Consider the following 18,553-nt stretch of genomic DNA (forward strand, 5'->3'; position numbering starts at 1 on the left):
ATTAATGCCGGCTCGCAGTAGGCCAGCTGTGTCGGTGCAGTACAGTATCCGGCATGGAACTTCCGCTAATCTCGCAGCAACGTTCGCGCCTTGAATCGATTCTTCTGGTGATTGATTCGCCGGCCTCCGTTGAGTCTTTGGCTCGCGCGCTCGACCTAGAGGAGTCCGTGGTCAGTGATCACTTGCGGGCGATTCAGCGCGAGTTTGATTCCCGGGGCTCAGGCATTGATCTGCGCGAGACAGCGGAGGGCTGGCGCTTTTATACCCGCCAGGAGAATGCCGATGCAGTAGAAGAGTTTCTGCTTGATGGCTCGCAGACCAAGCTCTCCCGTGCGGCGCTGGAAACCCTTGCTGTGGTTGCCTATCGCCAGCCGGTCACCCGCGCCCAGGTTGCTGCGGTGCGTGGCGTCAACGTCGATGGTGTAATGCGCACGCTCACCGTGCGTGGTCTCGTACGCGAGCTGCCGCAGGAAGGCCTAGCACACCGCTACGAAACCACCGAGCTTTTCTTGGAGCTGCTGGGCATTGACTCGCTGGAGCGCCTGCCGGATCTTGCACCGCTTTTGCCGGATATGGAACAGATCGATTCCGAATATTAGGTATTCGCACGGTGCGCGGCAGTGGGGTAGCATTGCGCAGGTAACTTCATAACTTCTACTGATAAGGACACTTATTGTGACCCCACCCGCTCGCCGAGACGGCACACCGGAAAAGAAGCAGCGAGACAGCGAGATGCTTGTCTCCAATGCGAAGCCGGCCCGCCATCAACACGTCGACAAGCGTGAACGCGCAAATAGGAAAAAGAAGGCCACCGCAGATTCCGTCGCCCGCGAACTGGGCGCAGATTGGCTGACCGAAGGCAAGTCGAATAACTCCAAGGGCGAACGCCTCCAGAAGGTCTTGGCCAAGGCAGGCGTTGCCTCCCGCCGTCACGCCGAAATCATGATCGATGCCGGCCGCGTTGAGGTCAACGGAAAAATCATCATGCAGCAGGGCGTACGCGTCGACCCAAACGTGGATATCATCCGCGTCGACGGCGTGCGCATCAACGTCAACGAAGAAACGCAGTACTTCATCCTCAACAAGCCGCGCGGTCTGCAGTCCACCATGAGCGATGAACTGGGCCGCCCCTGCATCGGCGACCTCATCGGTGAACGCGTGGCCGCAGGTCAGCGTTTGTTCCACGTCGGCCGTCTGGACGCCGATACCGAGGGGCTTATCCTCATCACCAATGATGGTGAGCTGGCCAACCGCCTGATGCACCCGAAGTACGAGGTGCGCAAGACTTACCTCGCTACCGTTCTAGGCGAGGCTGGCAACGGCTTGGTACGCACCCTGAAGGAAGGCGTGGAGCTCGAGGACGGCTTGGCAAAGGCCGACTATGTCCAGGTCGTGGACAAGAACCAAGGCTATTCCTTGGTTCGCGTTGAACTGCACGAAGGCCGCAAGCACATCGTCCGCCGCATGCTCAAGGAAGCTGGCTTCCCAGTCCAGCGTCTGGTCCGCACCAAGCTGCACACCCTGCAGCTGGGCGAGATGAAGCCAGGTATCCTGCGTGCGCTCAACTCCAGCGAGTTGGCCAGCCTTTATAAGGCGGTGGGGATGTAATGGAAGGAAACATGATTTCAAACATGCCTGAAGGCGGCCTCATCCTGGCCGTCGACGGTCCCTCCGGCACCGGCAAGTCCACCACCTGCCGTGCTTTGGCTAAGCGCCTCGACGCAAAGTATGTCGACACGGGCGCCATGTACCGTGTGGCCACGCTTGCGGTGTTGCGCGCTGGCATCGACCCAGCTGACACGGATGCGGTCATCAAGGCCACTACAGACTTGCCGCTGGAGGTCTCTGACGATCCTGATTCCAAGCAGGTCCTCTTCGACGGAGAGGACGTCTCCCGCGTCATTCGTGAGGACGAAGTCACCCGCAACGTTTCCGCAGTTTCGGCGGTCCCTGAGGTTCGCCAGAACTTGGTGGAGCTGCAGCGCAAGCTAGCCCGGGATGCGCACCGCGCCATCGTTGAAGGCCGCGACATCGGAACTGTGGTGCTTGCCGACGCCCCGGCGAAGGCATTCATGACCGCCTCCGCTGAGGTACGCGCCCAGCGCCGCCACGATCAGAACCTCGCCGCAGGCTTGGAATCTGATTTCGCCACCGTCTTGGCAGACGTCGAGCGCCGTGATGCCGCGGATTCTTCCCGCGCCACCTCGCCGCTGCGTCCAGCTGAAGACGCCACCCTCGTCGATACCTCTTTCATGAGCCTGGAAGAGGTCCTCGACGCTCTCACCGAAATTGTGAAGGAGTCTGCACATGTCTAAGGGTTTTGCAGGTCAAGAAGACAATAACGCCGCAGGCGACTTCGATACCCAGTTCCACTATCCAGTGGGAAAGCTCGAAGAAGAAGTAGCCCGTGACCCGCACGGCGGCTGGGCCCCGAGCGATTTCGATGCCGAAGAATTCGACTACGAATTCGACGAGTCGGAGCTCGAGAACGGTGAGTTTGATGATTCCGAGTTCGGCGACGCCGACTTCGGTGAAGACTATGAGTCTGACGGCGAAGAGCCAATGAGCGAGGAGGAGTGGGAAGAACTTTCCCGTGCCTTCGGCGTGCAGGATTCCCACACCGAGGAAAACCTCTGCACCGTGGCTGTTGTTGGTCGCCCAAACGTGGGCAAGTCCTCCCTCGTAAACCGTTTCTTGGGCCGCCGTGAGGCAGTGGTGGAGGATCACCCAGGCGTTACCCGTGACCGCGTTTCCTATATCGCGGACTGGAACGGCCAGCGCTTCCTCGTCCAGGACACTGGCGGCTGGGACCCGAACGTCAAGGGCATCCACGCTGCTATTGCTCGCCAGGCAGAGCAGGCCATGGCAACTGCAGATGTCATCGTCTTCGTGGTCGACACGAAGGTCGGCATCACCGAGACCGACTCTGTTATGGCACGCAAGCTGCAAAAGTCCGAGGTTCCGGTCATCTTGGTCTCCAACAAGTTCGATTCTGAGACCATGTACGCCGATATGGCCGAGTTCTACGCTTTGGGCTTGGGCGATCCTTGGCCGGTTTCTGCGCAGCATGGCCGCGGTGGCGCGGACGTTCTCGATGAGATCCTGCGTCTTTTCCCCGAGGAGCCGCGCCATTCTTCGATTACTTCCGGACCGCGTCGCGTGGCGCTGGTGGGTAAGCCGAACGTTGGTAAGTCCTCGCTGCTGAATAAGCTGACCTCCGAGGAACGCTCCGTCGTGGACAATGTGGCGGGTACTACGGTCGACCCAGTTGACTCACTGGTGCAGCTTGATCAGCGTCTCTGGAAGTTCATCGATACTGCTGGCCTGCGCAAGAAAGTCAAGAACGCGCAAGGGCACGAGTATTACGCTTCGCTGCGTACCCGCGGCGTCATCGACGCTGCTGAGGTGTGCATCATGCTTATCGACGCCTCCGAGGAGGTCTCTGAACAGGACCAGCGTGTGCTTAACATGGTTCTCGAATCCGGCAAGGCTCTAGTCATCGCGTTCAACAAGTGGGACCTGATGGACGAGGACCGCCGCTACTACCTGGATCGTGAGATCGACGAGCAGCTGCGCCACCTGCCATGGGTTACCCGCGTCAACATCTCCGCGCAGACTGGCCGCGCGCTGCAGCGCCTGGAGCCGGCGATGATTGAGGCTCTGGAGAGCTGGGATCAGCGTGTATCCACCGGCCAGCTCAATAACTGGCTGCGTGAGGCCATCGCTGCGAACCCGCCGCCGATGAAGAACAACCGCCTGCCGCGCGTGCTCTTTGCTACGCAGGCATCGACGCAGCCGCCAACAATAGTGCTGTTTACTACTGGCTTCTTGGACGCTGGTTATCGTCGCTATCTGGAGCGCAAGTTCCGCGAGCGTTTCGGCTTCCACGGTTCTCCGGTGCGCATCGCGGTGCGCGTGCGCGAGCGTCGCGGTAAGAACTCTAAGCGCTAACGCGATCAAAAGGCGAGCTATTTTCCACCCCCGCAAGGTGTGACGAATAGCTCGCCTTTTTTGGTTCTGTGATGTTATGCCCGTTCGAATAATCTAAATATGTGTAATTGATTTGGTTTTCCGAAAGGCACGACATGTTAGCCTCAGTTCTCGATCCCGCCTCAGTAGTGGCGATCGTTCTTCAAGTCATCGTCATTCTCTCCGCGCTGTTGCTCGGCACCCGCTACGGCGGCCTCGGCTTGGGCCTTATCTCCGGCATCGGCCTTATCGTCATGGTCTTCGTCTTCGGCCTGGCTCCGGGCGAGCCACCGGTGGACGTGATGCTGACCATCATCGCCGTCATTGGCTGTGCGGCTACGCTGCAGCAGGCGAGGGGCCTCGAAGTGATGATGCAGTTCGCGGAGAAATTCCTGCGTGCGCATCCAGAACGCATCACCATCTTGGCTCCGCTTACCACCTGGTTCCTGACCGTTCTATGCGGTACCGGCCACGTGGTCTACACGATGTTTCCCATCATCGAGGACATCGCCCTGAAGAAGGGTATTCGCCCGGAGCGCCCAATGGCGGTTGCTTCGACCTCTGCGCAAATGGGTATCACCGCCTCGCCAGTTTCCGTTGCTACGGTGTCCCTTGCCTCCATTATTGCTGAGAACGCTGGTATCACCGGCACGTCTTATTCCATCCCGCAGATCCTCATGGTCGCCATTCCGGCATCGCTTTCCGGCGTCTTCCTGGCTGCCCTTTGGTCGCTGCGTCGCGGTAAAGACCTTGATAAGGACCCGGTCTTCCAAGAGAAGATGAAGGATCCAGAGTTTGCCAAGACCATCTCCGCCTCCAGCCACTCCCTGCTGGACGAGGTATTCCCGGCGTCGGCAAAGCGCTCCGTTGCGGTCTTCCTATCCGCCATTGCCATCGTGGTCATCTTGGGCGCATTCGACGTCCTGCGTCCTTCCTTCCCGAATGAGGACGGTGAGTTGAAGGCCCTGTCGATGAACCTGGTCATTCAAATGGTCATGCTGGTCGCCGGTGCAATCATCCTGATTTTCTGCGACGTCGACAACAAGAAGATCGCCTCCACGCCAGTGTTCAAGGCGGGCATGACCGCAGTGTTCTCGGTCTTCGGCGTGGCCTGGATGGCCGATACCTTCTTCGAAGCCCACATCGACTCTCTGGAATCTAATCTGGGCGGAATTGTGGAGTCCGCTCCGTGGGCTTATGCCATCGTCCTGATCGTCGTGTCCAAGCTGGTCAACTCCCAGGCCGCCGCTCTGGTAGCCATTGCGCCGATCGGACTGTCCCTGGGCATTGACCCAGCCATCATTGTTGGCTTCTACGGTGCCGCCTATGGCTACTTCATCCTGCCGACCTACCCTTCGGACCTTGCCTGCATCGGGTTCGACCGCACCGGCACCACGCACATCGGCAAGTTCGTGGTAAACCATTCCTTCATCATCCCCGGCGCGATCTCGGTGTTTACCTCCTGCGTCGTGGGCTCCCTGCTGGCGACAGTACTTCTCTAGTTCTAGACTCTTCTGGTTCTAGTGCGCTCGGCGCAGCAAAAAGGCATCCGTGCGATACGGGATGTCGATTAGCTGGCCGGGTGCAAAGCCCATGTGCTCGAAGAGGTACCAATTAAGGTTATAGGTCATGCGCTCATGGATCTTTTCTCCGTTGCGCAGCCAATAAGAGCGGGTGTGCATCAATTGATGTAGCTGTTCCGGGGAGAGCGTATGCGCCCAGTTAAGCCGCAGTTCGCGCTCGATTTCCCAGGGAGGGGCAAGCTCGGGGAGAAAGCCGGGGCGCTGGATATCGCCGGAGTGCATGATGCGGGCCAGGCGCAGGATCCACGGGTCGGCGCCGACGTCGAGGGTGTTCCACACTAGAAGCACCTTGCCGCCTGGCCGCACGATGCGATCGAATTCTCTACAGGCTTTTTCCACTTCGACCCAGTGCCAGGTCTGGGCGCAGGCGACAGCGTCCACAGAGGCGTCGGCAAGCGCAGTGCTCTCCGCCACCGCCCGCCAGGCTGGAATACCAAGCTGGGTGCGCAGCACGCGCGTCATGTCGGGGGAAGGGTCGCAGGCCAGAACGACGGGATTGTGCAGGGTCTGCGTGAGCTTGCCGGTGCCAGCGCCGATATCGACCACCGTGTGGGCATCCGCTATTAGTACGGCTACTTCGGCAGGGTAGCTGGGGCGCACGTCATGGTAGTTATCGGCACCCTGCACGAAGGCACGTGCGGAGGCTGCACGATGCTCCGCCCCCTTGAAGGTAGGGGTTTGCTTCTCCGAGGCCTTGCGGTAACTCGGATAGTGCGCGGGGTTGGGCAGTTGAGAAGTCATATGGACTTATAACCTACCGTGTTAGACGGTTCCGGAAAATTATCCAAGCTGAAATAGAATGGGTCACCATGTCGAGACTTCCCGTACCTCAGGATTCACGGTGGCTTTTAAAGACCGTGTTTTCTCGGCGCGAAAAGACGATCCCTGCGGCCGTATTGATGTCCGTTTCATTCTTGTGCAACGGCATGACCCCAGTTGTTGTAGGAAACGCTATCGATGGAGCGATTGCTTATCAGTCCTTTTCCTCTTTGCTGCGCTGGTTGGGGATTTTGCTTGCTATTTTTTGCGTTAATGCGTCGGCGGCATGGTGCGCGCGCGGAATGTTTTCCCGAGCCATGCTGGAGGTTGGCCATGACTTGCGCATGGCGGTGACGGATCGCATTCAGGATCCCCGTGGGATTGCCGGTGCTAAACATACGGCGGGCGAGTTATTGTCCATCGCGTCCTCAGATACCAAGCGCGTGTCTGATGCGGTCATCATGACTGTCTTTCCCGTGGCGGAAGTTAGCGCCATTGTCTACGTCGCGGTGATGACTTCGCGCGTTAATTGGGCGCTGGGAATTGCCATCTTGCTCGGGGGACCGCTGGTGGTTTGGTTTTCTCTGCGTGCGGCAAAGCCTTTGCGGCAGAGCTCGGGCGCGCGTCAGGCCGCCCTAGCACAGGCTTCCGCGATGGCCACCGATGTGGTTCAGGGTCTACGCATTCTGAAAGGCCTAGGCGCTATCGCGACGGTGCGGGGCCGTTATTCGCAGGTATCGGACACGGCCTATACAAAGACGGTTTCTGCCAATGGCGCCCGCGCGCGGCTGAATGCCACGACCGAAGCTGTCGGTTCCATTTACGTCATCGTGGTGGCTCTGGCCGCCGGCGCGATGGCGGTAAAGGGCGCGATGAGCGTTGGACAACTCATCACAGTGGTCGGCCTAACGCAGTTCGTCATCACGCCGATGACGATGATGGGCAAGAATATTGCCTCGCGGTGGGCCGCGGCTCAAGCTAGTGGTCGCCGCATTACGGCTTTGCTCAACGCGCCTTTCCGTGAGGCGGCGGATGCTAGGGATCCTGGCTGGCAGCCTGGCCTGCACGTCATCAAGGGAGTGGCCCCGCGAGAGCTGATTGACCTGCCGCGAGACCGCTTCCTTGTGGCCCCGCATGCGGCGGACCTTTTTGCAGGTTCCGTTGAGTCCAACATTGCTGCGGATAAGGGTGCGGCGCAACGTGCGCTGCATGTCGCGGCGGCGGAGGATATTCCCGGCGGTCTGGAAAAGGAGGTCGGCGAAAACGGCGGGGCGCTGTCTGGTGGTCAGCGTCAGCGCGTTGCGTTGGCGCGCGCGATTGCTGCCGACGCCGAGGTGCTCATCCTTCAGGATCCGACCACTGCGCTCGACTCGGTGACGGAACAGGTCGTCGCTGAGCGCGTGCGTGACGCCCGCCGCGGGATGACCACCGTGGTATATACCAATGCGCCGGCGTGGACCACGGTGGCCGATAGTGTGAGCGAGCCTGCTGCAGCCGCGCGCGCGAGCGAAGGGGAGGACATCTAATGCGTTTTCCTACTGCAACCTGGCCGCAGGTCCGCCGCAAGGTGGGCGAACACGTGAAGGCGTTGCCGAATGCGGGCAAGGTCTGTTTCCTGGCGCTAGCATTGCTTACCGGTGGTGCGGTGGCCAATGTCTATATCCCAGTGCTGCTGGGCAAGATTGTCGATGCGGTGGTTGAGGGGAGCGGGCAGCTGCGCAGTCTCAGCGGCATTGGCATTGGGCTCATCGTGGTTGCGATTGCCTCGGCTGGGCTTTCTGCGGCCGGTTTTTATCTGCTTTCGCGCATTACTGAGCGAGTGATTGCGAACCTGCGCGAGGAGACTGTCGGCACGGCCTTGGGCCTGCCGGTCCACCGCGTGGAGGAGGCCGGATCGGGTGACTTGGTCTCCCGTTCCACGGATGACGTGGCTGAGCTTTCCTCGGCCGTAACGGAGACAGCGCCGGTCTTAACGAGCTCGCTGTTTGCCATCTGTACTACCGCCATCGCCCTGGTAACCCTGGACTGGCAGTTCCTACTGGTGGTGGTTTGTGCAGCGCCAATCTATTTCTTTGCTGCGCGCAACTACCTGCGCCATGCGCCGCAGCGCTACGCCGACGAGCGCGCCTCCATGGCGGAGCGTGCGCGCCGCATCTTGGAGACAATCCACGGACGCGCCACTGTGCGTGCCTATCAGATGGAGCCGCAGATGCGTGAGCGCATCAATGGCGCTTCCCGTGAGGTGGTTGAGCATGGCTTCGCCGCAAGGCGCACGATGATGGTCTTGCAGCTATGGATCACCACCGTGGAGCTGGTGATGTTGAGCGTCGGTCTTTTGGTGGGCTTTTGGGTTACAACGCAGGGCGCGATGACGGTGGGTTCAGTAACGGCGGCGATGCTGATGCTTATCCGCCTGCGTGGCCCGCTGCTCGGGCTTATGCGCGTGCTGGATACGGTGCAGTCGGGCTATGCCTCTCTCGCACGCATCGTTGGCGTTACTACGGATCCGCCCGCGGCAATTCCGTCCGCAGGAGCTCCGGCTCCGCGTGGTGAGGTCGCGATGGAGGACGTTAGCTTTAGCTACGGCGATAACGCGTGGGCGGTGCGCGACGTCAACGTCAGCATTGCGCCGGGGCAGTCCGTCGCACTGGTGGGTGCTTCCGGCGCGGGAAAGACTACAGTTGCGGCGCTGCTGGCTGGTCTGCGCGTGCCGAGTGCTGGCAGCGTCAAGGTTGATGGGGTAGAGGTCTCGTGGCTTTCCGACGCCGAGCGAGTTACCCGCCTGGCCATGGTCTCCCAGGAAGTCCACGTCTTTTCCGGCACGCTGCGCGATGACCTGTCCCTGGGTAACCCCGATGCCAGTGACGAGGAGATTTGGCAGGCACTACGCGCAGTCCAGGCGCGCTGGGTTGAGGACTTGGCCGATGGCCTTGATACAGTCGTGGGCGCTTGGGGCATTCAGCTAGACCCCGTTGCAGCGCAACAGCTGGCGCTGGCTCGTATTATGTTGCTGGATCCGGCAATCGTGGTTCTTGATGAGGCAACTGCAGAGGCCGGTTCGCGTGGTGCGGGCGCACTCGACGCGGCTGCCGATGCCGTCACAAAAGGGCGCACTTCACTTATGGTTGCCCACCGTCTTGACCAAGCCGCCAAGGCTGATTGTGTGCTGGTTATGGAAGATGGCCGGGTGATTGAACAGGGCACTCATGCGCAGCTGCTAGATTCTAAAGGCCGATATCAACAATTGTGGAACGCGTGGCAGAAAGGACGTGACTGAGAAGGTGTCCCTTAATGCTCGTTGTTCTAACTTGCGGTGGGCTTTTGCCGGCTCTACTCGGAGCAGCCTAAAGAAATCACTGCTTGTGCTGTTTTGTCTAAATTTGGCTTTTGCCACAGCTTGTTCGGCAACGCCAACGCAGGAGCCTGCGCCAGAGTCCGGAACGCTCTGGGATAAGGACTCTGACTTCGGCATCCCTGTCTCAGCGCCTTTGGATGGCCCGGAGCCAGGTCAAACCAAGCAGATTAATATGCCGAATGGCCGCAACTTCCTGCTGCATGTGCCGGAAGACTATGACGCGGATAAGCGCTGGCCAGTGGTGATGGTCTTCCACGGTTGGGGCGAGAAACCCAAGACCATTGAGGGCTATACGGAGTTCAACTCCGCGAAAGCCATTCTGGTTTATCCAGAAGGTGAGGATAATGCTTGGACGCCGGCGCCTTATGCGAAAACGAGCGAGGAAGAAGACCTTAAATTCGTTGCAGACATGGTTGATAGCTTGCGTGCTACCTATGCGGTAGATGATGACCGTATCTTTGCCGCGGGCCTATCCAACGGCGGTGGATTTGCTGCCTTTTTGGCGTGCCGTATGCCGGAGACTTTCCGCTCTATCGCAACGGTGTCTGCGGCCTATTATGAGGGCATTCACCAGGGCTGTTCGGAAGCCCCAGTCGGCCGCCTCGATATGCACGGCACCGATGACCCCGTGGTGGAGTACTACGGCGGAACCCGTCATGCCACTAAGTACGATTCGGTAGCGGAAGTCATGGAGCAAAACCGGCGCCGGAATGAATGCACCACGCAGATCTCAACGACGCAGCTGGTTAACAACGCTCTGCAGCAAACGTGGATTGGTTGTAAGGCTCCGCTGCAGCACATCCGTATCGGCGGCGGCTCGCATATCTGGCCGGGCGGGCTTGCCGACGATCGCGCGGAGGTAGGCAAGGGCTTTGCCACAGACCGCGTTCTCGATTTCTTCGGTATTCCAGGTCGCCCCGCAGGCACCATTGACCCAGAATCTGGCAAGAAAACGAAGTAGTCTTGCTAATCCTGCAGGACGTAGTGTGCAAACTTAGCGTTTGGTACGGCGGCGACGCGGCTGACGCAAATGTCTGCGACCGTCTTGTACCCCGCGGCAAAAGCCGGGCCTTTGCTATCGGTAGGTTGCGGCATCTGGACCAAGTGAAAGCTGCGGGAGCCGCCGTCGCTGCTGTTGAGTTCCAGGACCGCCTGAGCGGTAGTGCCGGATCCGGCGAAGAAATCAAGCACTACGGCGTCGGGACCGCCGGCGATGGCGATGAGGTGCTTGATAAGGCGCACTGGCTTCGGGAAATCGAACACGCCCTGAACTCCCATGACGTCCTCCGCATCGCGGCGTCCAGCGCGTGTGACGCCAAAGCGTTCACCGTCCAGGATGGAACGTGGCCGCGCGCCCTTTTTCTGATAGTTCTTCGTGTAGACAAAGCCGCGTCGAAAGATCAATTGCTCATAGTTGGCCTCGACCTTATCTTTGCCCCAGCGCCAGCGTGCGACCTTGTCTTTGCCGGCTGGCTGGTCGGGCCAGTATTCGCGGCCTTGGGGATCAGCGATGGGAAAGTCTAGGGAAGGAAGATAACCCAGTGTCTTGGAGTCCAGGCGGACCAGCGAATAGTTTCCCTTCTCGTCGCTGAAGTTGTACTTGGTCGTGGTATGCCCTTCAGAATCGGCGTTGAAACCGGGGTTAGCTGGGGACTTGGCATAAACCAAAATGTACTCGTGCTCGACCACCGCGTATTTGGAGTCGTTCTTTCCAGTCCCGCCCTTTTTCCAGATCAATTGTCCGGCAAAACAGTTCTCACCGAATATTTCATCCAGCACTTTGCGTACGTTGGCACTTTCATCTTCACCGATGGAGACAAAGATAAAACCGGTGTCTTTGAGGACCTGTCGCGCGAGGATGAGCCGGGGGAGCATCATAGACAGCCACTGCGCATGCCAGCCGCTATAGCTGCCGGAGTTCATTTTGCGGCGGTTGCGGTAATTGTCCTTGTAAACAAAGTCTTTGCCGGTGTTATACGGAGGGTCGATGTAGATGACATCGGCAGCAAAGCCATCTGCCACCATCAGCTTGAGCGCGTCGAGGTTGTCGCCTTCGACAATGGAATTGGAACAAGCTGCCGGCGTTGACACTGCAATCTTTTGCTTGGTGGTCGCAATTGTTGCTTGTTCTGCTGCTTGCGCCTTGCCTGGCCAGACAAGCCCAAAGAATTCCTCTTGGGCTTGGGAATCGGCAGTTGGGGCGCTCGCGGAGTCGCTGTGGGTTGAGGTCATGACTGAAAACGGATGATTTTAGGTGGTGGGGGAAATGATGGGGGCTGGGTCATCCTCCCATGCCGCGGCTATCATTTTTGCAAGTTTGCGCGCGTACCGATGGAAAACGCCAGAAAACGACCGTCAGGATCATTTGAGTGATGTTCTGCTACGCTAGCATTCCCTAATTTTACTTAATTTGTTGACTCTTATATTGCTGGAACAAATACTTAAAATCGGGGGTGGACTCGGGGGTGTTATCGCAGGTAAAACCTGAGAAATCTGAAAATTTTAAGGAAAGGCGAATGGACTGCGATTGTCCGAAAATGGCGAGCCTATTCCCGTCTATAAATAGTTCTTTATGGCATGAATTGGCAAACGCATGTAGCGTTGGAAAGGCATTCGCGATGAAGGGGTTTAGCCTTCATTGGGGGTGCGGTGAAAGATATATCGAAAGTATTTTAGAAAGGTTGGGATGCTAAATGGGTATCTTCGACAAGGCAAAGGACGCACTGAACTCTGACAAGGGCGAGCAGATTTCCGATAAGGGCCTCGACAAGGCTGCTGAGGTGGCAGAGCAGAAGTTCGGCGAGGACAAGGCTGACAAGATTCAGCAGGGTCGCGACAAGCTCGATGACCAGATCGGCAACGCTGGCGCCTAAAGCTTATTGCTTGATTGGGGCCTAGCCAGTGTCCCAATCTCGGCGAATTAATCCATAGCTCCCGGCAACTTAGTTTGCTGGGAGCTTTGTGGTTTTGGGGCGGTACCTCCATCGGAGGGCAAAGCTCGGACATGTTGGCTATGTCATATGTGGTCATATGTGTTTGCTTAATTGATGCTGAGCGCATCAATTTTCCCGGAACGGATACCTAGACCACAGTAGGGTGGATTGCGTGAAGACATCTGTAGATGCTTGCTTGGCCTCGGGCTCGCCACGACAGTGCATGCTAGATCTGGCAGTTCGCGTCATTGCGCGCGCCGGACGCGATGCCGTTGCAGTGTGTACCGTCGCGGAACAGACCGATGTTGAGGTCAAAGAGGCGAAGAAGCTTTTTGCATCTGATGAGCAATTGGCTGATGAGGCTAAAGCTTACCTCGACAAACTGGTCATCCACTATCTAGATGAGCAAGAAAAGTACTTAAGCCCTGATGCCACGGCGCTCGATCGTATGCGAGCCATGGCTACTGGCTTTTTCGAGTTCGCGCAGAAGCATCCGGTCTATTTCGACGCCTTCACGTTTACGCAAGCAGCTCCGAGCCTGCACTCTTATGAGCTGAGCTTCGATGATTATCTCCAGCGCTCCGGCAAGCGCCCCACGCTGGATGTTCTGCTCAACATCGCACGCGATTGCATAGAGGAAGCTGGCGGACCGCGCGATGCAGACTTGGTCCGTATCCAAGCCGTGAGCCTTTTGGTTGGTGTCCACGGTATCTCCCATCTGTGTACCACGGGCGTGCTTCGACATCTTTCGCCAACCGCGAAGAAGCAGACTTTCAATGCCTGTTTGGACTACCTAAGCGCCGGGTTGGCAGTAGGTTTCGCGCACGGTGCTATCCCGCCGCAGGATCCAGTTGCGATGGGAGGTAGCCTCCCAGCTGATAAAAGAATTCGCGCCAAAGATTTGCCACGAGGCAACGACGGGGAAGTAGTTAGGGCTCTACTGCGCGGCGCGGTGGAGGACATCGTCGACTCCGGCCTTAGCAATATGCATCTCGGCACTGCCGCCGAACGTGCTGGTATCGATTTCGACCGGGCGACGCATTTGATAGAAGGAGATCAAAAGCTCCTTTCCTTATTGGAAAAGCATATCGATGCCATCGCACACGAGCATCTCCGCGAACAGATGCGTTACGCAGGCGGGAAGAGTCTCGGTTTTAGCACGATGAAGGCGTGTGCTTTCGGATATTTAGGCTTTGCGCACCATGACCCAGTCGGCTTCTTAGGCCTGACGATGATTACCTCAGGTTCCATCGTGCCAGCGTCTTTTGAACGCAAGGACCTAATCAATTCGCGTTTCGAGATGGGCGAGACCTTCGGCTATTTCATGACGATTGCGCGCGATGCCCTCGACGAGGCCGGTGGCCCTCGTACTCCATGGGCGCTGTACACGATGGTCATGTCGATGTGGTCCACCATCCACGGTTTCGCGCACCTGACAACCTTTGGCGCGCTACGCGACCAACCCCGTGAATTCCTCTTTGACCTGGCCTCACGCATTTTCGACATCGAGCTTGTGGGCATCGCGGAGCACTTGGGAATTAAGGGCCAGATTCAAGGACTTTAGTGGTCGAAAAGAAGAATCCGGCTTTAAGCGGTAGGTGATTACTGCTTAAAGCCGGGTTCTTTTCCGGAGTCTTTTGCGAAACTACCCCCTCACCTGCAACGACCCGAACCACAGCGGTGGTTTCCGTCGGTTTCCGTGGCCGGTTCCGTCGGCAGGTGGGCCGGGGCGGTGTCGGAGGTGGGGGCACACCACGTGGTTCGTCCCCAGTCCTAGCCCCTATCCGCGAGAGGGACAGGATAACGCCACGACCGGAGACACACCCCGCCGCCAAAGTCACAAGCAAGTTTATGTTGCTGGAGGTCTACGCGACGTGCTTAGCGCATACGCTGTGACAGCCCATAGCGCGGAGCCAAAACCACCGCGCCCCTTGTTTAAGGAAGAGCCTGATTACTCGGGGATCTCGCTGAGTTGGGCCTCAATCCGATCCAACCGCTCGGTGATGTTGCGTAGATGCTCCACGATGAGTTGGTTGGAACCATCGATCGCCGTCGCCGTTTCGCGTCGTGCGCTGGTGACGGTGCGTACCACCCAGACGGTAAGAGCAACGAAGATCGCGAGTGGTAGTGCGGCGGCGAGGATGACAAGAAATACGGTAGCGGTAAGTGTCACGAAGATTCCCTTTTCTGTTCTTGATTAATCAGGTGCCTAATGTGGTCTGGAGTTACTTCAAGCTGAAACGGAGCGACCCAGTAGTGCTTCCTCACTCGGCTCTCTCCGAGCTGTTCCAGGCCACTCTCGATGAGTCCAGCAGCTTCCAAGCGGTTGAGGTGCTGGTAGAGCAGTGGCCGAGACATCCCGAGTCGGCGGGCCAGCTCACTGACATGGGTCGAATCCGTCTCTAGGGAGGCGATAATTCGCAACCGAGGCTCACTTCCGAGAGCACTGAGCATCTGAGCGAGCCGTGCTGCGTCCATCATCCCTCCGTATCGTAATCGAACGATGTCAGGTGTAAGTATATGCTTACAGTCGGCGGTGTGCAAGTTCTGCCGGGTCTGGCGGAGACGCTGCCCGACTTAAGACGTGGCCGGTGTCCCATCACGTCCCCTCTTCACCCTCCCCAAGAAGAAACCCAGCCGCAGCACACACCACAGCTGGGTTCCTTCATGGCTTACAGCGTAGCCAGCAGCTACAGCCGCTCGATGTCTACATCGCCATCGAGAATCCTCGGCTCTACCTCCATGTGGATCCCGCGGTAGGGAAGTAGTGCGCGGATAATGTCGTGGGTGATGTCGATGCCTGGAGATGGTTCGTCCCGCAAAAGGTGGTACAGGCTAGGGCAGTAGTCCACGCCGGGAAACTCGTCCTTTGCTTCGGGAACGCACCCGTCCGGGTCAAAAGTCGTGCAGCGAATGATCAGGTCGTCGTGGACACTATTGGGCAGATTGATGGTGAGTCCTGGTGTGGTGGCAGACATGTCTGCAACCGTGGCCTCGTTTACAGACCGGGTAAGCGGGATTAGGCCGCGGGCGGACTCACCGCCTTGGATGCGGGTGAGTCCCGCACGGTTTCCGTAAGTGTCGGCCAGGGTGACAAACGTGACGCGCACCGGGGCAGTGGCCACCGACATGGAGTTAAACGCGGTGAGGACGTTGATTTCGCGCTCGGTGATAAGCCCCTGCGGGCCTGTGAAGCTAATGACGTGGTTGTAGAGCGCGGCGGTGGACATGGACAAGATGGTGTCGGCCACCTGTTTTCCCTGTTTCAGGGTTTCGGTGACTTGGGCGAGGTCGTCTACCTCAAGCTCGGCGGTGAAGTACTGGCAGTACAGTGGTGTGCTCATGTCGAGTGTGGACATGGTTCGTCCCTTTCCTTTGAGGGTGTGAGCAGTGGAAATGTCAAGTGTCGGGCACGGTAACAGGTAGAAATTTGCGGATACGCAAACTGTCCGCGCGGTGGGTTGCCGATGTGTGAGGTATGGCAACAAGCCGCGTGAGTTAAGACAAAATTGCGGATACGCAATCTCGCTCGACGGTGGTCACGCTAGTCGGTGCGGGGTGTGGTTGAGGCTCCGCGCAGGTCGCGCACGTATCGGTTAGCCACAACCGGGGGCAGCGGATCTACATGTTGTGGTGGACATAGCTGTGGGTCACAAAGCGGGGCCTTGAAGGACTTGGTGGGTAGGATTAAGGCCGTGTCCGAGGCTCGCGCGGGGGTGCTAAATATGGCATGTCCCTTTTTTGATCTCCACAACATGATGTGGTGGTTCGTCTGGTAGATGTTTGCGGAACCGCAAACATGCAGGCCATATAAGAAATTCCTGCGAAGTTGGCGGTGTGAGGCCACCTGCTTGCCAGATTGCAGATCGGCAAACAAGACTATGTGTAGCGGAGTGCACTGCGTGGCCTAGCTACGTAGCATCCACTACACCGCCCCATTCCACTGCGATCGTGCCGACGAAGGAAAGGCCCATGTCCAGTAACTACACCACCGCCGACTATGAGGCGATCATCGCCAACTACACACCACACGCCGTGCGCTCTGAGCCGTGGAGCCACGTTGCCGACTTCACCCGCGAGTGCGTGCGCGCACTTAACATCACCCCGGATAACACCAGCCGCGACGCACTGCGCAACACGCTCAACTGCGTGTCCAAGCTCGCCGCCTGGGTCTGGGTGAGCTACGGCGTGGTGACTGTCGAGACCGTCTTCCACCCCGACATCATCGGAAACTACTTCCTTGCCGGAGATGGTGCAAAGCTCAGCCCGTCCACCGCAGGAACCCAGCGCTCGCTGCTGTGTCGTGTGGCGGAGGTGATCAACGACGACTGGAACCCTGACTACCAGCACCCGATTAGCTACGAGCCAACCCTCGAACCCTACGACTCTTATGCCTGTGACAGGATGTGGGATTGGGCCGAGTCGCAACCCACAGCTGCCCGCCGCCGCAACTTCACTACGGTGCTAGCACTCACGCTTGGTGCGGGCTTGCGCGCAGGAGAAATCTGCACGCTGCGCGGCAAAGACGTGCGTGTTGACGGCGACGGGGTGCTGCTGTTTTCGCACGGCTACCGCGGGGCTGGCCCGCGCGAGGTGCCACTGCTCAAGTCTCATATCGAGGTACTTCAGCCGGTCATTATGGCTACCGGCCCGGAGGACTACCTGTTCAGGCCAGGCCGCGACAACGAGAACGTCAGCCAGCTCTCGGCGTATCTCCGCCGGGTAACACCTAGTACATCGCCGGATATGGTGCCGGATACCCGCAGGCTGCGCAATACGTGGATTATCGACCGCATTGCAGCCGGAGTTCCCGCTGATGTGCTGTGTGCTGCGGCAGGACTGAAGTCCTTGCACCAGTTTGAGGACTACGTGGTCGAGGCCGGAGCTAACCGCCGCCATGCCTACCGGATTCTTTTGGCCGGAGGATCGACTCATGGCACCCCAGGTGGAGGCCTGTACGTGCTGTAGCTCGGCTCACGGAGACTTCCTGAGCTATCCCTAGCGATTGCGGATACGCAAAGTTGGATTGCGGATACGCAAAACTCGCCTCATGGCGCTCAGACCGCACCAGGGACGAACCACCCTGTGACCTGCGGGTTTACTCATGGTCTGAGGTAAGAAGGCACCGCCACCTATTTCGTGGTGTAGGTGTGCTCACCTCGTGAGCCATGAACGACACCCATGTAACTCACACCCGCCTTACCAGTGTCGGAAACATGCAGTTTCCAACCCTCGGGTCACTGACTGCCGTATCGGTTGCTGCGATGGCGCGGCCACAAGGGCTTGCCTGTGGTGACCTCGATATTGGCAATGACACGTCCCGTCGGGATCATCTCGCCGCGGATGATTCGGGTGATGGTGGAGGTGGGGATACCGCAGGCCTCGGCCAAGTCTTTGGCACTGGGGTAGCTCCCGTCCAGGGTGAGTTTCTGGACGTTGCGGGCAAAGTCCTGCAATTTCCGCATGACCGGATCGTGGGCCTCGATATGGGCATTAGGCCAGTTGGCGTAACGCCTGACCGGAGCCTCGGCGGGAAGGTCGGAAGCCACGAGACCACTTCCTTTGAACAAGAAGAAAAAGACGAACCACCTAAGTCTAAATACAATGAGGTCTACGCTGTGATCGACACACTGACGACACGCGGATTACTGCCACCTACAACTCCTACCGTTGAGCGCAACCGCAAGCGCGTGCTCGCCACGTACTTTTGCTACATGCGCGACCGCTGGTACGACGACATCTCCGTGGACGGCTGTATCTACCTGCTGCGCGATGGCGGAAAGATCCGCACCTACTTACAAGCCCGTACAGCGGATTTATCCAAATCCAGCCTCAATGCCACCCGCCGCATCCTCAACCGCTGCGCAAGCCATGTCATTGGCCAAGAAGGCGCGCTGGAGTGGGCAGAAGAATTACCGGAGGTCTGAAGTGCCCCAGGTTTTGTTCCGTTTGAG

18 protein-coding genes are annotated in these 18,553 nt (G+C 58.5%); 12 read left to right on the forward strand and 6 right to left on the reverse strand.

Annotated elements, in window-relative coordinates:
- The first annotated feature begins 53 nt into the window (after positions 1-53).
- The 5 genes from scpB (at position 54) to HMPREF2888_RS01845 (ending at position 5,471) form a co-directional block, all read left to right on the forward strand.
- A complete protein-coding gene (gene scpB, locus HMPREF2888_RS01825; RefSeq protein WP_061926143.1) occupies positions 54-599 on the forward strand; it encodes an SMC-Scp complex subunit ScpB in 546 nt (181 codons plus the stop codon).
- A gap of 76 nt (positions 600-675) precedes the next feature.
- Positions 676-1,608 (forward strand): pseudouridine synthase, encoded by a 933-nt coding sequence (locus HMPREF2888_RS01830; protein ID WP_062040699.1) that lies wholly within the window; start codon positions 676-678, stop codon positions 1,606-1,608.
- 11 nt (positions 1,609-1,619) lie between these two features.
- Positions 1,620-2,315: a (d)CMP kinase gene (gene cmk / locus HMPREF2888_RS01835; RefSeq protein WP_070518124.1), complete on the forward strand. Its 696-nt coding sequence runs from the start codon at positions 1,620-1,622 to the stop codon at positions 2,313-2,315.
- Positions 2,308-3,951, forward strand: a complete 1,644-nt coding sequence (der, locus tag HMPREF2888_RS01840) for a ribosome biogenesis GTPase Der (RefSeq protein ID WP_070455587.1) — start codon at positions 2,308-2,310, stop codon at positions 3,949-3,951. The genes cmk and der overlap by 8 nt, the downstream gene beginning before the upstream one ends.
- A 134-nt stretch (positions 3,952-4,085) precedes the next feature.
- Positions 4,086-5,471: an anaerobic C4-dicarboxylate transporter gene (locus HMPREF2888_RS01845; protein WP_070455586.1), complete on the forward strand. Its 1,386-nt coding sequence runs from the start codon at positions 4,086-4,088 to the stop codon at positions 5,469-5,471.
- Positions 5,472-5,489: 18 nt separating this feature from the next.
- Here the strand turns inward: HMPREF2888_RS01845 and HMPREF2888_RS01850 are convergent, their stop codons facing one another.
- Positions 5,490-6,293, reverse strand: coding sequence for a class I SAM-dependent methyltransferase (locus HMPREF2888_RS01850; protein ID WP_070518119.1), 804 nt, complete (start codon positions 6,291-6,293; stop codon positions 5,490-5,492).
- A 68-nt stretch (positions 6,294-6,361) separates the two neighbouring features.
- Between HMPREF2888_RS01850 and HMPREF2888_RS01855 the strand changes: the two genes are divergently transcribed.
- The 3 genes from HMPREF2888_RS01855 (at position 6,362) to HMPREF2888_RS01865 (ending at position 10,627) form a co-directional block, all read left to right on the forward strand.
- Positions 6,362-7,837, forward strand: a complete 1,476-nt coding sequence (locus HMPREF2888_RS01855) for an ABC transporter transmembrane domain-containing protein (protein WP_070518120.1) — start codon at positions 6,362-6,364, stop codon at positions 7,835-7,837.
- Positions 7,837-9,588, forward strand: a complete 1,752-nt coding sequence (locus tag HMPREF2888_RS01860; RefSeq protein WP_070518121.1) for an ABC transporter ATP-binding protein — start codon at positions 7,837-7,839, stop codon at positions 9,586-9,588. The genes HMPREF2888_RS01855 and HMPREF2888_RS01860 overlap by 1 nt, the downstream gene beginning before the upstream one ends.
- Positions 9,589-9,691: 103 nt before the next feature.
- Positions 9,692-10,627 carry a CE1 family esterase gene (locus tag HMPREF2888_RS01865; RefSeq protein WP_235591107.1) on the forward strand — a complete coding sequence of 312 codons (936 nt, stop codon included), beginning with the start codon at positions 9,692-9,694 and terminating at the stop codon, positions 10,625-10,627.
- A 5-nt stretch (positions 10,628-10,632) separates the two neighbouring features.
- On the opposite strand, the gene HMPREF2888_RS01870 is transcribed toward HMPREF2888_RS01865, so the two are convergent.
- Entirely contained in the window at positions 10,633-11,898 is a 1,266-nt protein-coding gene (locus tag HMPREF2888_RS01870; RefSeq protein ID WP_061926168.1) for a site-specific DNA-methyltransferase, read from the reverse strand.
- 461 nt (positions 11,899-12,359) lie between these two features.
- On the opposite strand from HMPREF2888_RS01870, the gene HMPREF2888_RS01875 reads away from it, so the two are divergent.
- Both HMPREF2888_RS01875 and HMPREF2888_RS01880 read left to right on the forward strand, forming a co-directional pair.
- Positions 12,360-12,539 carry an antitoxin gene (locus HMPREF2888_RS01875; protein WP_061926171.1) on the forward strand — a complete coding sequence of 60 codons (180 nt, stop codon included), beginning with the start codon at positions 12,360-12,362 and terminating at the stop codon, positions 12,537-12,539.
- A 232-nt stretch (positions 12,540-12,771) separates the two neighbouring features.
- On the forward strand, positions 12,772-14,163 hold the full coding sequence (locus HMPREF2888_RS01880) for a TetR-like C-terminal domain-containing protein (protein WP_141744805.1): 1,392 nt from the start codon (positions 12,772-12,774) through the stop codon (positions 14,161-14,163).
- Between the two features lie 387 nt (positions 14,164-14,550).
- On the opposite strand, the gene HMPREF2888_RS01885 is transcribed toward HMPREF2888_RS01880, so the two are convergent.
- The 3 genes from HMPREF2888_RS01885 to HMPREF2888_RS01895 all read right to left on the reverse strand — a co-directional run bounded on the left by HMPREF2888_RS01885 (position 14,551) and on the right by HMPREF2888_RS01895 (position 15,958).
- Positions 14,551-14,772, reverse strand: coding sequence for a hypothetical protein (locus HMPREF2888_RS01885; protein WP_005323143.1), 222 nt, complete (start codon positions 14,770-14,772; stop codon positions 14,551-14,553).
- Complete coding sequence (locus HMPREF2888_RS01890; RefSeq protein ID WP_005323142.1) at positions 14,769-15,080, reverse strand: ArsR/SmtB family transcription factor; 312 nt, start codon at positions 15,078-15,080, stop codon at positions 14,769-14,771. The genes HMPREF2888_RS01885 and HMPREF2888_RS01890 overlap by 4 nt, the downstream gene beginning before the upstream one ends.
- A 209-nt stretch (positions 15,081-15,289) precedes the next feature.
- Positions 15,290-15,958 (reverse strand): hypothetical protein, encoded by a 669-nt coding sequence (locus HMPREF2888_RS01895; RefSeq protein ID WP_005323141.1) that lies wholly within the window; start codon positions 15,956-15,958, stop codon positions 15,290-15,292.
- A gap of 613 nt (positions 15,959-16,571) precedes the next feature.
- Here HMPREF2888_RS01895 and HMPREF2888_RS01900 point away from each other — a divergent pair.
- Positions 16,572-17,567, forward strand: a complete 996-nt coding sequence (locus HMPREF2888_RS01900) for a site-specific integrase (protein ID WP_061926179.1) — start codon at positions 16,572-16,574, stop codon at positions 17,565-17,567.
- 269 nt (positions 17,568-17,836) lie between these two features.
- Here HMPREF2888_RS01900 and HMPREF2888_RS13250 read toward each other — a convergent pair whose 3' ends face one another.
- Entirely contained in the window at positions 17,837-18,064 is a 228-nt protein-coding gene (locus tag HMPREF2888_RS13250; protein ID WP_144676499.1) for a helix-turn-helix domain-containing protein, read from the reverse strand.
- Positions 18,065-18,217: 153 nt separating this feature from the next.
- On the opposite strand from HMPREF2888_RS13250, the gene HMPREF2888_RS13255 reads away from it, so the two are divergent.
- Entirely contained in the window at positions 18,218-18,526 is a 309-nt protein-coding gene (locus HMPREF2888_RS13255; protein ID WP_083296597.1) for a hypothetical protein, read from the forward strand.
- Positions 18,527-18,553: the final 27 nt, after the last annotated feature.

The organism is Corynebacterium sp. HMSC077D03, from assembly GCF_001808545.1.
Taxonomy (GTDB): Bacteria; Actinomycetota; Actinomycetes; order Mycobacteriales; family Mycobacteriaceae; genus Corynebacterium; species Corynebacterium simulans.